Source organism: Neobacillus kokaensis (genome assembly GCF_014656545.1).
GTDB lineage: Bacteria > Bacillota > Bacilli > Bacillales > Cytobacillaceae > Neobacillus > Neobacillus kokaensis.
Map to the genome: position 1 here is coordinate 124,965 of NZ_BNDS01000001.1, position 18,420 is coordinate 143,384.

16 protein-coding genes are annotated in these 18,420 nt (G+C 38.5%); all 16 read left to right on the forward strand.

The genetic code is table 11. From position 1 onward, the window contains the following. Window positions 1-13: 13 nt before the first annotated feature. The 16 genes from dapG to IE222_RS00675 all read left to right on the forward strand — a co-directional run bounded on the left by dapG (window position 14) and on the right by IE222_RS00675 (window position 18,414). Window positions 14-1,282, forward strand: a complete 1,269-nt coding sequence (dapG, locus tag IE222_RS00600; RefSeq protein WP_191268673.1) for an aspartate kinase — start codon at window positions 14-16, stop codon at window positions 1,280-1,282. A gap of 49 nt (window positions 1,283-1,331) precedes the next feature. Beyond that, on the forward strand, window positions 1,332-2,207 hold the full coding sequence (dapA, locus tag IE222_RS00605) for a 4-hydroxy-tetrahydrodipicolinate synthase (RefSeq protein ID WP_191268675.1): 876 nt from the start codon (window positions 1,332-1,334) through the stop codon (window positions 2,205-2,207). 219 nt (window positions 2,208-2,426) lie between these two features. Beyond that, window positions 2,427-4,094, forward strand: coding sequence for a ribonuclease J (locus tag IE222_RS00610; RefSeq protein WP_191268677.1), 1,668 nt, complete (start codon window positions 2,427-2,429; stop codon window positions 4,092-4,094). Between the two features lie 137 nt (window positions 4,095-4,231). Then, entirely contained in the window at window positions 4,232-4,990 is a 759-nt protein-coding gene (locus tag IE222_RS00615) for a ClpP family protease (protein WP_191268679.1), read from the forward strand. Then, a complete protein-coding gene (locus IE222_RS00620) occupies window positions 4,987-5,223 on the forward strand; it encodes a YlzJ-like family protein (protein WP_191268681.1) in 237 nt (78 codons plus the stop codon). Before IE222_RS00615 ends, IE222_RS00620 begins: the two co-directional genes overlap by 4 nt. A gap of 151 nt (window positions 5,224-5,374) precedes the next feature. Beyond that, window positions 5,375-7,717 (forward strand): FtsK/SpoIIIE family DNA translocase, encoded by a 2,343-nt coding sequence (locus IE222_RS00625; RefSeq protein WP_191268683.1) that lies wholly within the window; start codon window positions 5,375-5,377, stop codon window positions 7,715-7,717. Between the two features lie 198 nt (window positions 7,718-7,915). Beyond that, entirely contained in the window at window positions 7,916-8,641 is a 726-nt protein-coding gene (locus tag IE222_RS00630; protein ID WP_191268685.1) for a GntR family transcriptional regulator, read from the forward strand. Window positions 8,642-8,753: 112 nt separating this feature from the next. Beyond that, a complete protein-coding gene (locus tag IE222_RS00635) occupies window positions 8,754-9,824 on the forward strand; it encodes a BMP family lipoprotein (protein WP_191269333.1) in 1,071 nt (356 codons plus the stop codon). A gap of 185 nt (window positions 9,825-10,009) precedes the next feature. Beyond that, on the forward strand, window positions 10,010-11,533 hold the full coding sequence (locus IE222_RS00640; RefSeq protein ID WP_191268687.1) for an ABC transporter ATP-binding protein: 1,524 nt from the start codon (window positions 10,010-10,012) through the stop codon (window positions 11,531-11,533). Beyond that, on the forward strand, window positions 11,530-12,606 hold the full coding sequence (locus IE222_RS00645; protein ID WP_191268690.1) for an ABC transporter permease: 1,077 nt from the start codon (window positions 11,530-11,532) through the stop codon (window positions 12,604-12,606). Before IE222_RS00640 ends, IE222_RS00645 begins: the two co-directional genes overlap by 4 nt. Window position 12,607: 1 nt before the next feature. Beyond that, window positions 12,608-13,561: an ABC transporter permease gene (locus IE222_RS00650; RefSeq protein ID WP_191268692.1), complete on the forward strand. Its 954-nt coding sequence runs from the start codon at window positions 12,608-12,610 to the stop codon at window positions 13,559-13,561. Between the two features lie 192 nt (window positions 13,562-13,753). Beyond that, window positions 13,754-15,034 (forward strand): EF-P 5-aminopentanol modification-associated protein YfmF, encoded by a 1,281-nt coding sequence (gene yfmF / locus IE222_RS00655; protein WP_191269335.1) that lies wholly within the window; start codon window positions 13,754-13,756, stop codon window positions 15,032-15,034. Further along, window positions 15,034-16,326, forward strand: a complete 1,293-nt coding sequence (gene yfmH, locus IE222_RS00660) for an EF-P 5-aminopentanol modification-associated protein YfmH (protein ID WP_191268695.1) — start codon at window positions 15,034-15,036, stop codon at window positions 16,324-16,326. The genes yfmF and yfmH overlap by 1 nt, the downstream gene beginning before the upstream one ends. Window positions 16,327-16,401: 75 nt before the next feature. Beyond that, on the forward strand, window positions 16,402-17,124 hold the full coding sequence (gene ymfI, locus IE222_RS00665) for an elongation factor P 5-aminopentanone reductase (protein WP_191268697.1): 723 nt from the start codon (window positions 16,402-16,404) through the stop codon (window positions 17,122-17,124). A gap of 81 nt (window positions 17,125-17,205) precedes the next feature. Continuing rightward, on the forward strand, window positions 17,206-17,451 hold the full coding sequence (locus IE222_RS00670) for a DUF3243 domain-containing protein (RefSeq protein ID WP_191268699.1): 246 nt from the start codon (window positions 17,206-17,208) through the stop codon (window positions 17,449-17,451). A gap of 171 nt (window positions 17,452-17,622) precedes the next feature. Then, window positions 17,623-18,414 (forward strand): YmfK family protein, encoded by a 792-nt coding sequence (locus tag IE222_RS00675; protein WP_191269337.1) that lies wholly within the window; start codon window positions 17,623-17,625, stop codon window positions 18,412-18,414. Window positions 18,415-18,420 lie beyond the last annotated feature (6 nt).

The window sequence follows — 18,420 nt, forward strand, 5'->3', positions numbered from 1 at the left end:
TTTAGGTGTCACCATGAAAATCATTGTTCAAAAATTTGGCGGTACATCTGTTAAGGATGAAGAAAGTCGAAAACATGCACTAAAACACATTGAAAAGTCATTAGCTGATGGCTATAAAGTAGTAGTTGTTGTTTCAGCTATGGGTAGAAAGGGAGACCCATATGCAACAGATACACTTCTCTCTCTGGTAAGCACGAGTGCAGGCAAGCTTTCAAAACGGGAGCAAGACTTATTAATGTCCTGCGGTGAAGTCATCTCTAGTGTTGTTTTTGCGAATATGCTGAGTGAAAGCGGGATAAATGCTACAGCTTTAACCGGAGCTCAAGCAGGATTTCGGACAAATAACGACCATACGAATGCAAAAATTGTTGAAATGAAATGTGATCGTCTACTTCGGGAATTAGAGCAAAATGATGTTGTGGTTGTTGCCGGCTTCCAGGGTGCAGCGAAAAATGGAGATACAACAACAATCGGCCGCGGGGGCAGCGATACCTCGGCAGCCGCTCTCGGGGCTGCTCTTAATGCAGAGTGGATCGATATTTTTACCGACGTCGAAGGGATTATGACGGCGGATCCTAGAATAGTTGAAAATGCACGTCCTCTATCGGTTGTAACATATACAGAAGTATGCAATATGGCATATCAGGGGGCGAAGGTTATTCATCCCAGAGCAGTAGAGATCGCTATGCAGGCAAAGGTGCCGATTCGAATTCGTTCAACCTATTCGGATGCCAAAGGAACCTTAGTTACTACTCTTAATCGAAATAGCCGCGGCAGTGATATTAAAGAACGGCTTGTAACTGGGATTGCCCATGTTTCAAATGTAACGCAGATAAAGGTTTATGCAAAAAAAGACCAGTATTACCTGCAGGCAGAAGTTTTTAAGGCAATGGCAAATGAAAAAATTAGCGTAGACTTCATCAATATTTCACCTAACAGTGTAGTATATACAGTTACAGATGAAATGACCGACCAGGCAATCCGAGTTTTAACGGAATTAGGTCATGAACCTATCGTTGAACGGCACTGTGCAAAAGTCTCTGTAGTAGGAGCAGGAATTGCAGGAGTCCCTGGAGTTACATTTAAAATTGTTACCGCTCTTTCGAATAAAGGGATTCGGATTTTACAGTCTGCTGACAGTCATACGACAATATGGGTGTTAGTGAAGCAGGAAGATTTAGTTCAATCGGTTAATGCTTTGCATGATGCTTTTCATTTACAGGAAGAATCAATTGAATTTGACCGTATGGATATAGAGGCCTCATTAAAAAACATGGACTAGTGAAAAGCTGCTTTGGGATAATCAGTAGATTTCGAAGGGAGTAGAAAAAATGGTTCATTTCGGGCGCCTATCTACAGCCATGGTAACCCCTTTTAACCGAAAAGGTCATATTGACTTTACTAAAACGACAAAATTAATAAATTATTTAATTGATAATGGGACAGAATCGCTTGTTGTTGCTGGTACAACAGGCGAATCCCCTACTTTATCAAAAGAAGAAAAACTGGCATTATTTAGTCATGTTGTAAAGGTTGTAAACAAAAGAATTCCAGTTATTGCAGGTACAGGGAGCAATAATACCTATGCCTCGATTGAATTAACGAAAAAAGCAGAGCAGCTTGGTGTAGATGGGATTATGCTGGTTTCCCCTTACTATAATAAGCCGAACCAAGAAGGGTTGTATCAGCACTTTAAAGCAGTAGCTGATTCAACAACCCTTCCGGTCATGATTTATAATATTCCTGGACGGACGGCAGTTACGATTCACCCTGAGACGATTATTCGGCTTTCAAAAATTGTAAATATCAAAGCGGTAAAAGAAGCCAGTGGTGATTTAAGTGCAATGACCCATATTATTGCGAATACCGATGATGATTTTCTTCTTTATAGCGGAGATGACAGCCTAACAATTCCAGTTCTTTCAATTGGAGGAACAGGGGTAGTTTCCGTTGCATCCCATGTAATTGGTAATGAATTACAGGATATGATCCGGTCATTTTTTGAAGGCGATCATGGAAAGGCTGCAACACTCCATCAAAAGCTTCTGCCATTGATGCAGGGCCTTTTTGCAGCACCAAGTCCAGCACCGGTTAAAACAGCGTTACAGATCAAGGGGCTCGATGTAGGTTCTGTCAGACTTCCGCTTATAGGGTTAACAGAGCTTGAACGCTCTGTATTAATCGCACTGTTAAATGCAATTGAATAAATAGAAAAAAGCCAACNNGTTGGCTTTTTTCTATTTATTAAACAAAAAAGAGTCCAGGTTTAATGGTTGTAAAGGCTTTCGTATTTCAAGTATAATAGTCATAACTGATTTCGATCGGACCAATTGGAATGTTCAATACTTTCGTTTGTAAGGAGCCGGAGCCAGAGCCAGACAAAAAGGATTTATAGAAAAAAATACAGCATTGGAGGGGTATAGATAGTGGTAAAGAAGAAAAATAATTCCATCAAGTTAATTGCACTTGGTGGTGTAGGAGAAATCGGAAAAAATATGTATCTTGTTGAGGTGGACAAGGACATATTTGTTATTGATGCCGGCTTAATGTTCCCCGAGGAAGAAATGCTGGGCATTGATATGGTTATTCCTGATATTACATACTTAAAGGATAATAAAGATCGAGTAAAGGCTATTTTCTTAACTCACGGACATGAGGATCATATTGGTGCACTTTCATATGTTCTTGGAAATATCAATGTTCCCGTTTATGGTACGAAATTAACGCTGGCATTAGCGCATGCTTTACTTAAGGAACAGGAATACAAAGGAAAAACCAAGTTTATAGAAGTCGACTCCAATACAATCGTAAATTTAGATTCGGTGGATGTCAGCTTTTTCAGAACAAATCACAGTATTCCTGATTCAATCGGTGTTTGTATTCATACCTCAGAAGGTATTATCGTTTATACCGGTGACTTTAAATTTGATCAAGCTGCAACAAAACTTTATAAACCAGAAATAGGAAAAATGGCTTCTATCGGTGAACAAGGGGTTTTATGTTTACTTTCAGATAGTACGGAGGCTGAGAAGCCTGGATATACTACATCCGAAGCGATCGTGGCCAGAGAAATGTCTAATGCCTTTTACAATGCTTCTGCGAGAATAATTGCTGCATGCTTTGCCTCGGATATTAATCGAATTCAACATATTTTCAATGCTGCAAAAGAGAATAAGCGTAAAGTGGCAGTGGTAGGGAAAAGTCTAGAACGCATATACCATATTGCACTTGATCTAGGGTATTTAGAAGTAAATGATGATGTAATCATTCCAATAAGTGAAATCAAAGATTATCAAGATAGTGAGTTGGTGATCCTAATGACTGGAAGTCAAGGTGAACCAATTGAAGCATTACAGAAAATGGCGAAGCAAACTCACAAGCTTTTTAATATTCAGCAAGGCGATACTGTATTGATTGCTGCATCGCCGCTTAAGGGAAGCGAACTATTTTTATCTAAAACGATTGATATGCTTTTAAGAGCTGGAGCGAATGTGATAGCAGGAAAACGAGCAGTACATGTATCAAGTCATGGCAGTCAAGAAGAATTGAAGTTTATGATTAACTTGATGCAGCCCAAATACTTCATTCCTGTCCATGGAGAATATCGATTATTAATGGCTCATCGTAAGCTGGCATTGGAATGCGGTCTAGTAGAGGACCAGATTTGTATCCCAGACCGCGGCGATATCGTTGAATGGAAGGATGGGGGCATTTCCATTACCGGAAAAGTTCCTTCTGGCAATATCCTAATTGATGGTATAGGTGTAGGTGATGTAGGAAATATTGTTCTACGGGACCGAAAGCTATTATCACAGGATGGTATCTTGATTGTTGTGGTGACATTAACAAAACAAGAAAAGAAAATTGCTTCAGGGCCAGAAATCCTCTCCAGGGGGTTTGTGTATGTCCGTGAATCCGAAAAATTGATGGACGATTCAACAAAATTAGTAAGAGAGATTGTGGAAAGAAATATCATGAAGGACTCATTTGAGTGGTCAAGCTTAAAACAGGAGATCCGCGATGAATTAAATCGTTACTTATATGATCAAACCAAGAGACGGCCAATGATTCTGCCAATCATTATGGAAGTTTAAAAATAGATAAAACAATACGGCACTAGTAAGATAGAGGTTGATTCTCTATCACTAGTGCCTTTTATTATTGAAAAAAGGGATGAATTTGTGTCCAGGGCAAATACTAAAAAATATCATGCTTGGAAGGGAGTATTACAATGGAACAGGATTTTCGACCAAAAACAGCAGCCGATCAACCTGAAGGAGGAGAACCTCAAAAAGAGGAAAATCCATCTTCTGCTATAGTAGATAAAATACAGCAGCTTGGACAAACTAATGTGCCCCAGCTATCGAATGATTCAAAAATTCATTGCCTTACAATTGTAGGCCAAATAGAGGGTCATTTGGCACTTCCGCCGCAGAATAAAACAACGAAGTACGAACATCTTATACCACAGCTTGTGGCGATTGAACAAAATCCCAATATAGAAGGTGTTCTCATTATCTTAAATACTGTCGGCGGTGATGTGGAGGCGGGATTGGCTATTTCAGAAATGCTGGCAACATTATCAAAGCCAACTGTTTCGATGGTCTTAGGCGGTGGTCATTCTATCGGGGTTCCGATAGCGGTCTCCTGCGACTATTCCTTTATTGCGGAAACAGCTACCATGACGATTCATCCAGTCAGGTTAACTGGCCTTGTAATTGGGGTTCCACAAACATTCGAATATTTAGATAAAATGCAAGACCGTGTTGTAAATTTTGTTACTAAGCATTCAAAAGTTTCAGAAGATACCTTTAAAGATTTAATGTTCGCCAAAGGAAATTTAACCAGGGACATAGGAACAAATGTAATTGGAGCAGATGCTGTAAAATATGGATTGATTGATGAAGTTGGCGGTATCGGTAAGGCAATGAAGAAGTTAAATGAATTAATTGAACTAAAAAAGGCAAATAAAGAGGGGCTGATTCAATGATTTTATACACGATGATGCCGCATGATGTTGTATATCCACCTGAAACGGAAGCTTTTGGGAAGCAGCAAATGGTTAATTACCAAGGTATACCATTATTAGTGGAACAATCAGACCCGCACTATGTTCAGGTAGTTCGCATCTTAAGCAGTGACCCGCAGCATTTTATGGATACGAAGGTTTGTCCTGGTGCAAAAATTTCTTTCGCAAGCCTTGATGGGGAGGTCTCTTTCTAGCAGGTAATTATGGTATAATTAGGTTAGGTAGACAAGAGCAGCCAATGGGGCTGCTTTCTTCCTTTTGTATGGAATAAAGATTCATATATGTTTGCCCAATTTGGACAAGCCATAGTGGGTAAAATACATAATTAATTAATAAGGTGATTAAATGGCCAAAAAAAAGAGAAGACAACCAAAAAGAAGAGATAATAAAATGAAACGAACAATTCAATACGAATTATCAGCATTAGCAATCCTGGCATTAGCAATAATCTCAATTGCAAAGCTTGGAGCTGTTGGAAAAGCAACTGTTCTTTTCTTCCGCTTTTGGATGGGGGAATGGTATATGCTCTGTTTAATCGGTCTCGTATTATTTAGTGTTTATTTAATGTGGAAACGGGCAATTCCTTTTTTCTTTCACCTCAAATTAATAGGAAGTTATTTTATCATTTCTGCACTCCTCTTATTGAGTCATGTAACATTGTTTCGCCTGCTTACAAATGACGGGAAATTTAAGAATCCAAGTGTAATCGGTAATACGTGGGAGTTATTTATGATGGAAGTAAGGGGCGAGACGAGTACAACCGATCTCGGCGGCGGAATTCTTGGAGCGGTTTTGTTTGCTTTATTTCATTATTTATTTGCAGAAACAGGTACAAAAATTATTGCCTTTATTTTTATCTTAATCGGTTTTATTTTGTTGACTGGAAAATCAGTAGGGGACATAGTGGGAAAAATCGTAACAGCAATCTTTGGTTTTTCAAAAAATCAATGGGAAGCCTTTAAAAATGATCTTAGCGAGTGGAAGCAAAAACAGCAAGAAAAGAAAAATGAAAGAAGTTCGCAAAGAAGCCAGAATCGTCAAGATGCTGGTATGGCTGTTGAACATATTGAGGAACAGCACCTAGTCGAAGAAACAAGAAATCTTGAACCGATTATTTCTAGTTTTGCAGACCGTGCCTATACAGAAGAAATTAAACAGGAACATGACCACACGGACACAGCTGCAGGGAAGAAAAATGAAACTGAAGAAGGCGAAGACGATCTTGCACCACATATTACATTTACTGAAGTAGAAAATGTTGACTATGAATTGCCTCCTTTTAGTTTGCTAAAATTACCGAAGAAAACAGATCAAACAGGAGAATATGAGCTTATACACGCAAATGCTGCAAAACTTGAACGAACTTTTCAAAGCTTTGGCGTAAAAGCCCGCGTAACCCAAGTGCATTTAGGGCCTGCTGTGACAAAATATGAGGTCCACCCTGATGTCGGAGTTAAAGTAAGTAAAATTGTAAGCCTTAGTGATGATTTGGCATTGGCGCTGGCGGCAAAAGATATTCGAATTGAAGCACCGATTCCAGGTAAGTCAGCAATTGGAATAGAAGTTCCTAACTCGGAAATAGCGATGGTGTCTTTAAGGGAAGTTTTAGAGGCTACTCAGCATGATAAACCTGAAGCAAAGCTTTTAATTTGTTTAGGCCGAGATATAACTGGCGAAGCTGTCGATGCGGAGTTAAATAAAATGCCTCACCTCCTTGTAGCGGGAGCGACTGGAAGCGGGAAAAGTGTATGTATCAATGGTATTATTACAAGCATATTAATGCGGGCTAAGCCCCATGAAGTAAAATTAATGATGATTGACCCTAAAATGGTCGAATTAAATGTTTATAACGGAATCCCCCATTTATTGGCGCCGGTAGTTACAGATGCTAAAAAAGCATCCCAGGCATTAAAGAAAGTTGTAAGTGAAATGGAAAGAAGATATGAACTATTTTCCTATACAGGGACACGTAATATTGAAGGATATAATGACCATATTAGAAGACATAACCTTGAAGAAAATGACAAACAGCCATTACTGCCATATATAGTCGTTATCGTAGATGAGTTAGCAGATTTAATGATGGTGGCATCAAACGATGTAGAAGATTCCATTACTCGTTTGGCCCAAATGGCCAGAGCTGCAGGTATCCATTTAATTATCGCAACACAAAGACCATCGGTTGATGTCATTACCGGAGTAATTAAAGCTAACATCCCTTCTCGAATCGCCTTTGCTGTATCAAGCGCTACAGACTCACGAACCATCCTCGATATGGGCGGGGCTGAGAAACTGCTTGGCAGAGGGGATATGTTATTTATGCCGGTCGGGGCCTCGAAGCCAGTACGCGTCCAAGGTGCTTTTCTTTCTGACCAAGAGGTGGAGGATATAGTAGAATTTGTCATTTCTCAGCAAAAGGCGCAATATCAAGACGAAATGATCCCTGACGATATTCCTGAAGTAACTGGTGCTGTTGAGGATGAATTATATGATGAAGCAGTTGAGTTGATCATTGAAATGCAAACCGCATCCGTTTCTATGCTGCAACGCCGATTTCGGATTGGTTACACAAGAGCTGCACGCTTAATTGATGAAATGGAGGCTCGCGGAGTGGTAGGACCATATGAAGGAAGTAAACCACGTGCAGTACTGGTAAGTAAAACAAATAGTGAGGAACAAACATCGTAATGTTAAAGACAAAATAAAATTATAACAAAAATCACCATAAATGCTATAGCTAAATTATGAAAACTGCAGTCACCATGCCTTTTTCCGACAAAATCATGAATACCTATTTATTTATAACGGAAAAAATGGTAATATAAATCTCGATTAGTAGGAATGATCAGATGTCTGATGTCTTAGGAAAAAGGCTGGAGGAAGCAAATGTTTATTAAGTCAGATAACCGGCATTTATATTTACAAGTAATTGATCGCCTGAAGCAGGATATTGAACAAGGGGTTTATAAAGAAAAAGAAAAATTACCTTCTGAGTTCGATCTTGCCAAATTGCTTGGAGTAAGCAGGGCAACTCTCCGTGAAGCACTAAGGATTCTTGAGGAAGACAGTGTTATTATAAGGCGGCATGGAGTGGGGACTTTTGTTAACTCAAAGCCATTATTCACTTCAGGAATTGAACAATTAAATAGTGTCACTGACATGATTAAACAGGTTGGAATGAAACCAGGAACCATTTTCTTAAAATCATCAAAACAAGAACCCACCGAAGAAGACATTCGCCGTTTCTCGTATTCAAAAAATGAGGAAATGGTCGTGATCGAGAGGGTAAGAACTGCAAATGGGGAACCGGTTGTCTATTGTATTGACAAAGTCCCTGCTCATATTTTACCAGAAACCTTTTCACATGAAGAAGAGTCTATCTTCAATATTTTAGGTGAAGAGGCAAACAGGAGAATTACATATGCGGTAGCTCAAATTGAGCCGATCGGCTATCATGATAAAATTTCCCCAATTCTTGAATGTGATCCAGAAACTGCTTTGTTAGTGCTAAAACAAATGCATTACGACGAAATGGATGAACCTGTCCTATTTTCGGTAAACTACTTTAAAGCAGATAAGTTTCGTTTTCATGTACTAAGAAAGCGCGTGTAGCTTTCTTTACTACTTTTGAAAACGCAACCATTTTAAGCTTTAAGCATTTCTACTTAATCAAACTACAAATAGGGGGTACAATACCTTGAAAAAACGTAAGTTTGGCTTAATCATGTCGATGGTTTTAGCGGCGGGCACGATGTTAGCTGCCTGTGGCGGCGGGGATGATGCTGGCGGTAAAGATACTGATAAAAAAGCATTTAAAGTAGGTATGGTTACTGATTCAGGGACCATTGATGACAAATCCTTTAACCAAGGTACTTGGGAAGGAATTCTTCAAGCTAAAAAAGAACTTGGAATCCAAGAAAAATATCTTAAACCGTCTGGAGAAACAGAAGCAGACTATCTGAAAGAAATAGGCAATTTATACGATGCAGGATATAAGTTTATCGTGACTCCAGGCTTTAAATTTGAAACGGCTATATACCAAGCCCAAGATAAATATAAAGATGCTAAATTTGTAATTCTTGATGGGAACCCGCATAAAGGTGACTATAAGCCAGTTGTAAAAGATAACACAGTCGCTATTTTCTTTGCTGAACATGAGTCAGGCTTCCTAGCTGGAGTAGCTACTGCTGTTCAATTAAAACAAGGTGAAGCTGGATTTATCGGCGGTATGGAAATTCCTGCGGTACAAAAGTTTAACTGGGGCTTCCAGCAAGGTGTTAAATATGCCAATGAAAACTTAGGTACGAAAATTAACATGAAAGCTGAAAACGTACTTTACCAAGGATCATTTAATGATGTAGCTGCTGGTGGACAAATTGCCGCTCAAATGTTTGATCGTGGTGTAAATGTAATCTTTACTGCTGCTGGCGGTGTAGGTGTTGGTGTAATCAAAGAAGCAAAAGACCGTGCAAAGGCAGGCAAACAGGTTTGGATTGTTGGCGTTGACGTTGACCAGTATGCAGATGGAATTTATGAGGGAGATAAATCCATTATTTTGACTTCTGCAATGAAGAAAATCGGCCACGCTACAGTTGATACAATTCAACATGAAGTTGATGGAAAGTTCCCTGGCGGTCAAACTTTAATCTTTGATGCAAAGAATGATGGGGTCGGAATACCTGATAAAAACCCTAACCTAAGCGACGATACAGTGGCAAAGGTTAAAGAAGTATATGAAAAGATTAAATCTGGCGATATCAAAGTCTCTGCTGAAAAAGGGGATTTATTCAAGTAAACATGTCATAAAAGAGACGGTTTGTTCCGTCTCTTTTATGTATTATTGTTGTGACTAGAAACCATATTAAAATAGAACAAAATTGGCTCTTATATATTTTTTAAGTTTCTTCCATTTTTGTGTAGCGATAGGGACTCCCTATTATTGAATGAAACCTGAGTCTAAATATAAAGGTGAGTGCTGCTATGAGTTATGTTGTTGAAATGTTAAATATCAGGAAGGAGTTTCCTGGTATTGTTGCAAATGATAATATTACCCTGACATTAAAAAAAGGAGAAATACATGCCTTATTAGGTGAAAATGGCGCTGGAAAATCTACCTTAATGGGTGTTTTATTCGGAATGTATCAACCTGAACAAGGGGTAATCAAGGTACGTGGAAACGAGGTGCGTATTACAAACCCAAATATCGCCAATCAACTAGGTATTGGAATGGTTCACCAGCATTTTAAACTTGTTGAAAATTTCACAGTTACAGAAAATATTATTCTTGGCAGCGAGCCTATAAAAGGAATGGTCCTTGATATTGACAAAGCTGCTAAAAAAATTAGAGAATTGTCCCAGCATTATGGTTTAAATGTAGACCCACATGCAAAGATTGAAGATATTTCAGTAGGAATGCAACAAAGAGTAGAAATTATAAAAATGCTATATCGAGAAGCAGAGGTTCTTATTTTTGATGAACCGACTGCAGTTTTAACTCCAAGTGAAATAGATGAATTGATGAGTATCATGCGAAACCTTATCAAAGAAGGAAAATCCATCATTATTATTACCCATAAGCTGAAAGAAATTAAAGCGGTTGCTGATCGTTGTACAGTAATTAGACGTGGAAAAGGAATTGGAACCGTAAATGTGGCAGAAGCAAGTGAAGAAAGTCTTGCAGAAATGATGGTTGGCCGCCATGTCAACTTTAAAGTGGATAAGAAAGAAAGTGCACCAGGTGATGTTGTACTAAAAATAGATTCTATTTCTGTTAAAAACAATAGAAAAGTTTTGGGACTTAAAAATTTCTCCTTAGAAGTAAATAAAGGGGAGATTGTCGGTATTGCTGGAGTAGAAGGAAATGGGCAATCAGAGCTTGTAGAAGCAATTACAGGGCTTCGTAAAGTGGAATCTGGAACGATTTATTTAAATAATGAGGAAATCACCAACATTCCAATTCGAAAGCGAATCGAAAAAGGTATCAGTCATATCCCAGAAGATCGACATAAAAGAGGTTTGGTACTTGACTACACGATGGAATCCAACATGGTGTTAGAGGTTTATAATAAACCGCCGTTTGCTAAGTTTGGACTGCTTAATACATCTGCCATACGGGGTTATGCCAAGAAAATAATGGAAAACTTTGATGTGCGTTCGGGGGAGGGGGCAGCATCTATTGCAAGAACCTTATCTGGAGGGAATCAACAGAAGGCAATTATCGGCCGCGAAATTGAATTAGACCCTGACTTGCTTATTGCTGTACAACCTACACGAGGCTTGGATGTCGGTTCAATTGAATATATTCATAAACGATTAATTGAGCATCGAGATAAAGGAAAGGCTGTCCTTTTAGTGTCTCTTGAACTAGATGAAGTATTGCAGCTTTCGGATCGTATTGCCATCGTTAATAATGGAGAGTTAATTGGAATCGTAAAATCTTCAGAAACGAATGAGAACGAAGTAGGTTTGATGATGGCAGGAGTAAACAAGGAGAGAAGCATATGAGACATACCATAGTATCAATTATAGCCATTATTTTGGGGCTGGTTGCCGGTGGGATCTTAATGGTACTGATAGGGAGCAATCCACTAGAAGGTTATACCTACTTATTCCAAGGTGCACTTAGGAATATTGAACGGATTGGAAATACCTTGGCAACTGCAACACCTTTAATTTTTGCCGGTCTGTCTGTTGCCTTTGCTTTTCGAACTGGATTATTTAACATCGGTGGTTCTGGCCAGATGCTGATAGGCGGACTTTGTGCCACAGCCGTTGCCTTAAGTTTTGATGTATCAAGACCTATTTTAATTCTTATGATGGTCCTTGCTGGTCTTTTAGGCGGAGCCTTATGGGCCTTTATTCCAGGCCTATTAAAGGCGAAGTTCAATGTCCATGAAGTCGTATCAACTATAATGATGAACTGGATTGCTTATTGGACCGTTTATTATGTTGTACCAGGCTATTTTAAAGGAGAGTTTCTTGAAACCGAATCCCGCAAACTGGAAGAAGCGCAAACATTGAGATCTCCTTTCTTAACAGAGATGTTCCAAGGGTCTTATATTAACATGGGAATTTTCTTTGCGATTATTGCTGTTATTATCATCGCCTTTATTATCAATAAGACAACAATGGGATTTGAATTAAAAGCTGTTGGTTTCAATCGCTACGCCGCGGAATATGCCGGAATGCGCGTCAATAGAAATATCATACTATCTATGTTTATTTCGGGAGCTCTTGCCGGTCTTGGAGGTGTAGCACTGTATACAGGAAATGCTTCAAGTATCCAGATTGGAATTCTTCCATCCCAGGGTTATGATGGAATTGCGGTAGCTTTGTTGGGTGCTAACACACCTGTTGGCGTCTTTTTTGCAGCTATTCTCTTCGGAATTTTATATTCGGGGACAGGCTTTATGAATGCAATGATTGAGATCCCGCCGGAACTTGCCAATACCATCATTGCAATTATTATTTATTTTGCTGCCACAAGTGTATTAATTGAACGCTTATTAAATAGATTTCGCAAACGTCGTTCTGGGCAGGAAATGAATGGACCTGTTGGTAAGAAGGGAGTATCTTAAAATGTGGACAATAATTGAACAAATATTTCCTTATGCAATAGTATTCACGATTCCTCTTCTTATTACGGCATTAGGCGGTCTGTTTAGTGAAAGAAGCGGGATAGTAAATATAGGTTTAGAAGGTTTGATGATAATGGGGGCATTTGCGAGTGCAATTACCGTTCATTATCTCCAGGAAACAATGTCAAATCATACACTTGTTCTTTGGATTGGATTATTGGCGGCAGTAGTTATTGGGATTATTTTTTCTTTGTTGCATGCGTTTGCCAGCATTAATTTAAGTGCGGACCAAATTATTAGCGGTACGGCCATTAATATGATTGCTATGGCTTTGACGGTATTTTTAGCAAGAAATATTACTGGGAGTGGAAATATAAGAATCACCAGCGGTTTTTCACCAATGGATATTCCAGTGCTATCGTCTATTCCGGTTATTGGAGATTTATTTTTTACAAAAACCTATCCAACCACTTGGTTTATATTATTGGTACTTTTTATCAGTGCCTTTATTCTTAATAAAACAAAATTTGGTCTCCGCTTAAAATCCTGTGGAGAATTTCCTCAGGCAGCGGAAGCCGCGGGTATCAATGTCCGCCGAATCCGCTATAGCGGTGTAATGATTTCCGGTGCTTTTGCCGGACTAGGCGGTGCTTTAATAATCCTAACTTATGCAGGAGAATTTACAGGTTCTGTTTCAGGACTAGGATTTTTGGCGCTGGCATCATTAATCTTTGGACAATGGAGGCCAATGGGGGTGTTAGCGGCAACATTGTTTTTCGGTTTTGCCAGTACAATTGCTAACGTATCTCAAGTTATTCCAGAATTAAAAGTCATTCCTCCAATCATTCTTAAGATTTTCCCTTATGTAGTGACGCTGCTCGCTTTAGTTGTTTTCTCAAAATCATCACGGGCACCAAAAGCGGCGGGAGAACCATTTGATTCAGGAAAACGTTAATTTCCCCTTCTAAATGGTATTTTTCTGCATAGTAATGAGAGAACTCCCGGTTGATCCGGGGGTTCTTTCTTCTATGGAACATGTAAACTTATTGTCTTAAGTATAGCTTTTGTTTACGTGGGAAAAATATAAAGAAAAATGTTTACATATGATTAATAAAGAACCTTGTTAAAAGGAGGAAAGTAGATGGAGATGGAAACGATTAAAGAAAAACTGACACAAATGCATGGTTATAAACTGCATGTAATTGAAACTGATAAATATAAAACGAATACCCTTGTTTGGAGAATGAAAGCTCCATTAGCCAAAGAGGATGTTACACTGAGGGCGTTATTGCCGCAAGTAATGCAAAGCAGTACCGCAAAATATTCGACAACTACAACACTCCGCTCCTTCATGGATGATCTTTATGGAGCCACTTTATTCGTTGATTTAGCGAAAAAAGGTGAATACCATATCATTAGTTTTTTAATTGAAATAGCCAATGAAAAATTTCTAAGCGACCCAAGCCCTTTACTAAAAAAAGGATTTGAATTATTAGCAGAAATTTTAACAAATCCAAACGTGACTGAGAATGGTTTTGATCAGGAAACACTGGAGAAAGAAAAGCGGACTTTAAAACAACGCATTCAATCTGTTTACGATGATAAAATGCGATACTCTAATGTCCGTTTAATTGAAGAAATGTGTAAAGGAGAGCCGTATGCTTTGCAGGTGAATGGTGAGGCAGAGGATGTAGAGAAAATCACTGCAGAGAACTTATATGAATATTACAAAAAGGCTTTTTCTGAAGATGAAATGGATTTATTTGTAGTTGGTGATGTAAAAGAGGAAGAAGTGAAAGAAATTGCCTCAGAACTGCTCCAATTTGAAGAACGTTCACCTAAAATAGCACCAGAGCATGATATTCAGAAGAGGTCTGAAGTTAATGAGGTAAAAGAAGAACAAGATGTAAAGCAAGGGAAGCTTAACATTGGCTATCGCACAAATATTGTTTATGGAGATCCAGATTATTTTGCACTTCAAGTTTTTAATGGAATCTTCGGAGGTTTTTCCCATTCGAAACTGTTTATAAATGTCCGGGAAAAAGCAAGCCTAGCCTATTACGCTGCCAGCCGTTTGGAAAGCCATAAAGGTTTAATGATGGTAATGTCTGGTATAGATATAAAAAACTTTGACCAAGCGGTAAGAATCATTAATGAACAAATGGAAGCAATGAAAAAAGGGGAATTTACTGATGAAGAATTGTTACAGACAAAAGCCGTAATTCGAAATCAGATATTAGAGACTCTTGACACTTCAAGAGGGCTGCTGGAAATTCTCTATCACAATGTGGTCGCAGGGACAAAGATAAAAATTGATGAATGGCTGACAGAAATGGAGAAAACAACTAGAGATGAGATTTTAAAGATTGCAGGTAAAATCGATCTTGATACGATTTATTTCTTAACCGGATCGGAGGCGGGGGAATAATGGAGCAAATCACTTTTGACCAGTTAAAAGAAGAACTCTTCCATGAAAAAATGGCCAATGGCCTGGAAGTTTATATTTTACCAAAGAAAGGCTTTAATAAAACGTATGCTACGTTTACGACAAAGTATGGATCGGTCGATAATACTTTTGTTCCATTCGGTAAAAGTGAATTTGTAAAAGTTCCTGATGGGATTGCTCATTTTTTGGAGCATAAACTGTTTGAAAAGGAAGATGGCGATGTCTTTCAGCAATTCAGTAAACAAGGTGCTTCTGCCAATGCTTTTACTTCTTTTACGAGAACGGCTTATTTATTTTCTAGCACCGCTGATGTTGAAAAAAACTTGGAAACACTGATTGATTTTGTTCAAAGTCCTTATTTTTCGGAAAAAACAGTGGAGAAGGAAAAAGGAATTATCGGTCAGGAAATTACGATGTATGATGATAATCCAGATTGGCGTTTATATTTCGGGTTAATTCAAAATCTTTATCAAAACCATCCTGTTCGTATTGATATTGCAGGTACAATTGAATCCATTTCCCATATTACAAAAGATTGGCTGTATGAGTGCTATAATACTTTTTATCATCCTAGTAATATGCTCCTGTTTATCGTTGGACCTGTTGATCCAGAAAAGATTATGAATCAAGTTCGCGAAAATCAGGCAAAGAAGGATTATAAAGATATGCCTGAAATTAAACGAAAGTTTGATGAGGAGCCGGCAAATGCTGCCGAGAAAAAACAGGTTTTGCAGATGAATGTTCAAACATCGAAATGTTTAGTGGGAATAAAAGCACTGCATGTTGACCAATCAGGACCTGAGATGTTAAAAAATGAATTAACGATGAACCTGATGCTGGATCTCTTATTTGGTAAAAGCTCCAACCATTATTACGAACTTTATAATGATGGATTAGTGGATGATTCGTTTTCATTTGATTACACACAGGAACAGGGCTTTGGGTTTGCCATGGTAGGCGGAGATACAACAAACCCTGATGAACTGGCGGAAAGAATTGAAAAGATATTGCTTAGTGCCAAAACAAAAGGTTCGTTTACAGAGGAGCAACTTGACAGAGCGAAGAAGAAAAAGATAGGGGCTTTTTTAAGAGCCGTTAATTCACCTGAATATATCGCTAACCAATTTACCCGGTATGCCTTCAATGATATGGACCTATTTGATGTTGTACCAACACTTGAAGGAATCTCCCTAAGTGATGTAGAATCATTGGCAGGGGAAGTAATTTCCGAAGAGCGTTTTTCAGTATGTCAAGTTGTGCCTAAGAATAAATAATCAGGCAGCGCCGCATTAGCCGGCGCTTTCCTGTGTTTTTTAAGAAAGCTTAGTTTTTTAGAAAGAGTGAAGAAAATGAGGAAATTTGTCTTAATTACGGGAGCGAGCGGAGGAATTGGACAAGCGATTGCCTATCATTTAGCTGAAAGCGGTTATCATCTATATCTCCATTATAATAAAAATGAAAAGTCCATTAGAGAGTTATTGGAAAGATTAAATCAATTTGGAGGGGAATATATCCCTATTCAAGCGAATTTAACTGAGGCTGATGGTTATAAAAAAATTTCCTCGCAAATATTTTCACTTGATGCCATCATTCATTGCAGCGGGAATAGCTACTATGGATTATTAATGGATCTTACTCAAGAGGACCTTGAAGCTTTGCTGAATGTTCATGTTTTAAATCCTGTGTTACTTTCAAGAGATTTATTGCCTAAATTTCTACATAAGGGTTCAGGGAATATCATTATGATTACATCAATTTGGGGGCAGACTGGTGCAGCCTGTGAAGCAGCATATTCTGCAGCAAAAGGTGCCCAAATATCTTTTGTTAAAGCGCTCAGTAAGGAACTTGCTCTTAACGGAATCCGTGTCAATGCAATTGCCCCGGGAGCAGTTGCTACACCAATGATGGAGGGTTTTACAGAAGACGAAGTGGAGCGAATTAGATTTGAGATCCCCATGGGAAGACTTGCCCGTCCTGAGGAGATTGCTCATGCTGCAGCATTTTTATTATCTGATAAGGCGGGCTATATAACGGGACAGGTACTTGCTGTAAACGGAGGATGGTATACGTAAAAAATTCATATTTCTCTATGTATAGTTTTCGTCTGTAATCAGCAAAATAACCTTGTATCATAAATACAAGGAGGTTAAACAATGTCTGTTTTAGATAACTGGAAAGAATGGCAGGACTTTCTTGGTGACCGACTACAGAATGCGCAAACTCAAGGTATGAGTGAAGGTGCCATCGGTAATCTGGCTCATCAAATCGGTGACTACTTAGCCCAAAATGTAGATCCTAAAAATGAGCAGCAGCGAGTTCTTTCAGACATGTGGTCTGTTGCTAACGATCAAGAGCAACAGGCAATCGCAAATGTGATGGTCAAGCTTGTTAAACAATAAATTAAAAGCGTGGAATTAAACATAAGAGAGTAGAGGGGCATCCTCTCTCTCTTTTTTTTCTTAATAAATCTTATTTCTCTGTGTTTTTTCTTTCATCTTCCAGTAAAATCATTTATGATAAGGGTTAGGTAATAATATGTGAAAATATTGTCGAATTTTCTTAGGGGGTTTATTATGAAAAAAGAATGGTATTTAGAATACGAGATCCAAAAAAACCGCCCCGGCTTGCTAGGCGATATTTCTTCTCTTTTAGGTATGCTTTCTATTAATATTGTAACCATTAACGGTGTTGATGAAGGAAGACGCGGTTTGCTCATGTTAGCAAACGATGATAATCAAATAAAACGGCTAGAGTCAATTTTACATAAAATGGACACAATAAAAGTAATTAAAATAAGGGAGCCAAAGCTTCGTGATCGGCTCGCTGTCCGCCATGGACGATACATACAAAGAGATGCCGATGATAAAAAAACATTCCGCTTTGTAAGGGATGAGCTTGGCTTATTAGTGGATTTTATGGCAGAATTATTTAAGCAGGAAGGTCATAAGTTAATCGGTATTCGCGGAATGCCTCGTGTTGGTAAAACAGAGTCACTTGTTGCCGCCAGTGTGTGTGCGAATAAACGCTGGTTATTTGTTTCATCCACATTATTAAAGCAAACAATTCGGAACCAGCTGATTAAGGATGAGTATAACGCTGACAATTTGTTTATATTGGATGGAATCGTTTCAACTAGACGTGCCAATGAACGACATTGGCAGCTTGTTAGGGAAATTATGCGAATGCCAGCGGTAAAAGTGATTGAGCATCCCGATATCTTTGTGCAAAACTCAGAATATACACTTGATGATTTTGATTATATTATTGAGCTCAGAAATGATGCAGATGAAGTTATTACATATGACGTTGTAGATGAGCACAGTATGTTTTCCGGGTCCGATTTTGGTGATTTTAATTTTTAATAAATT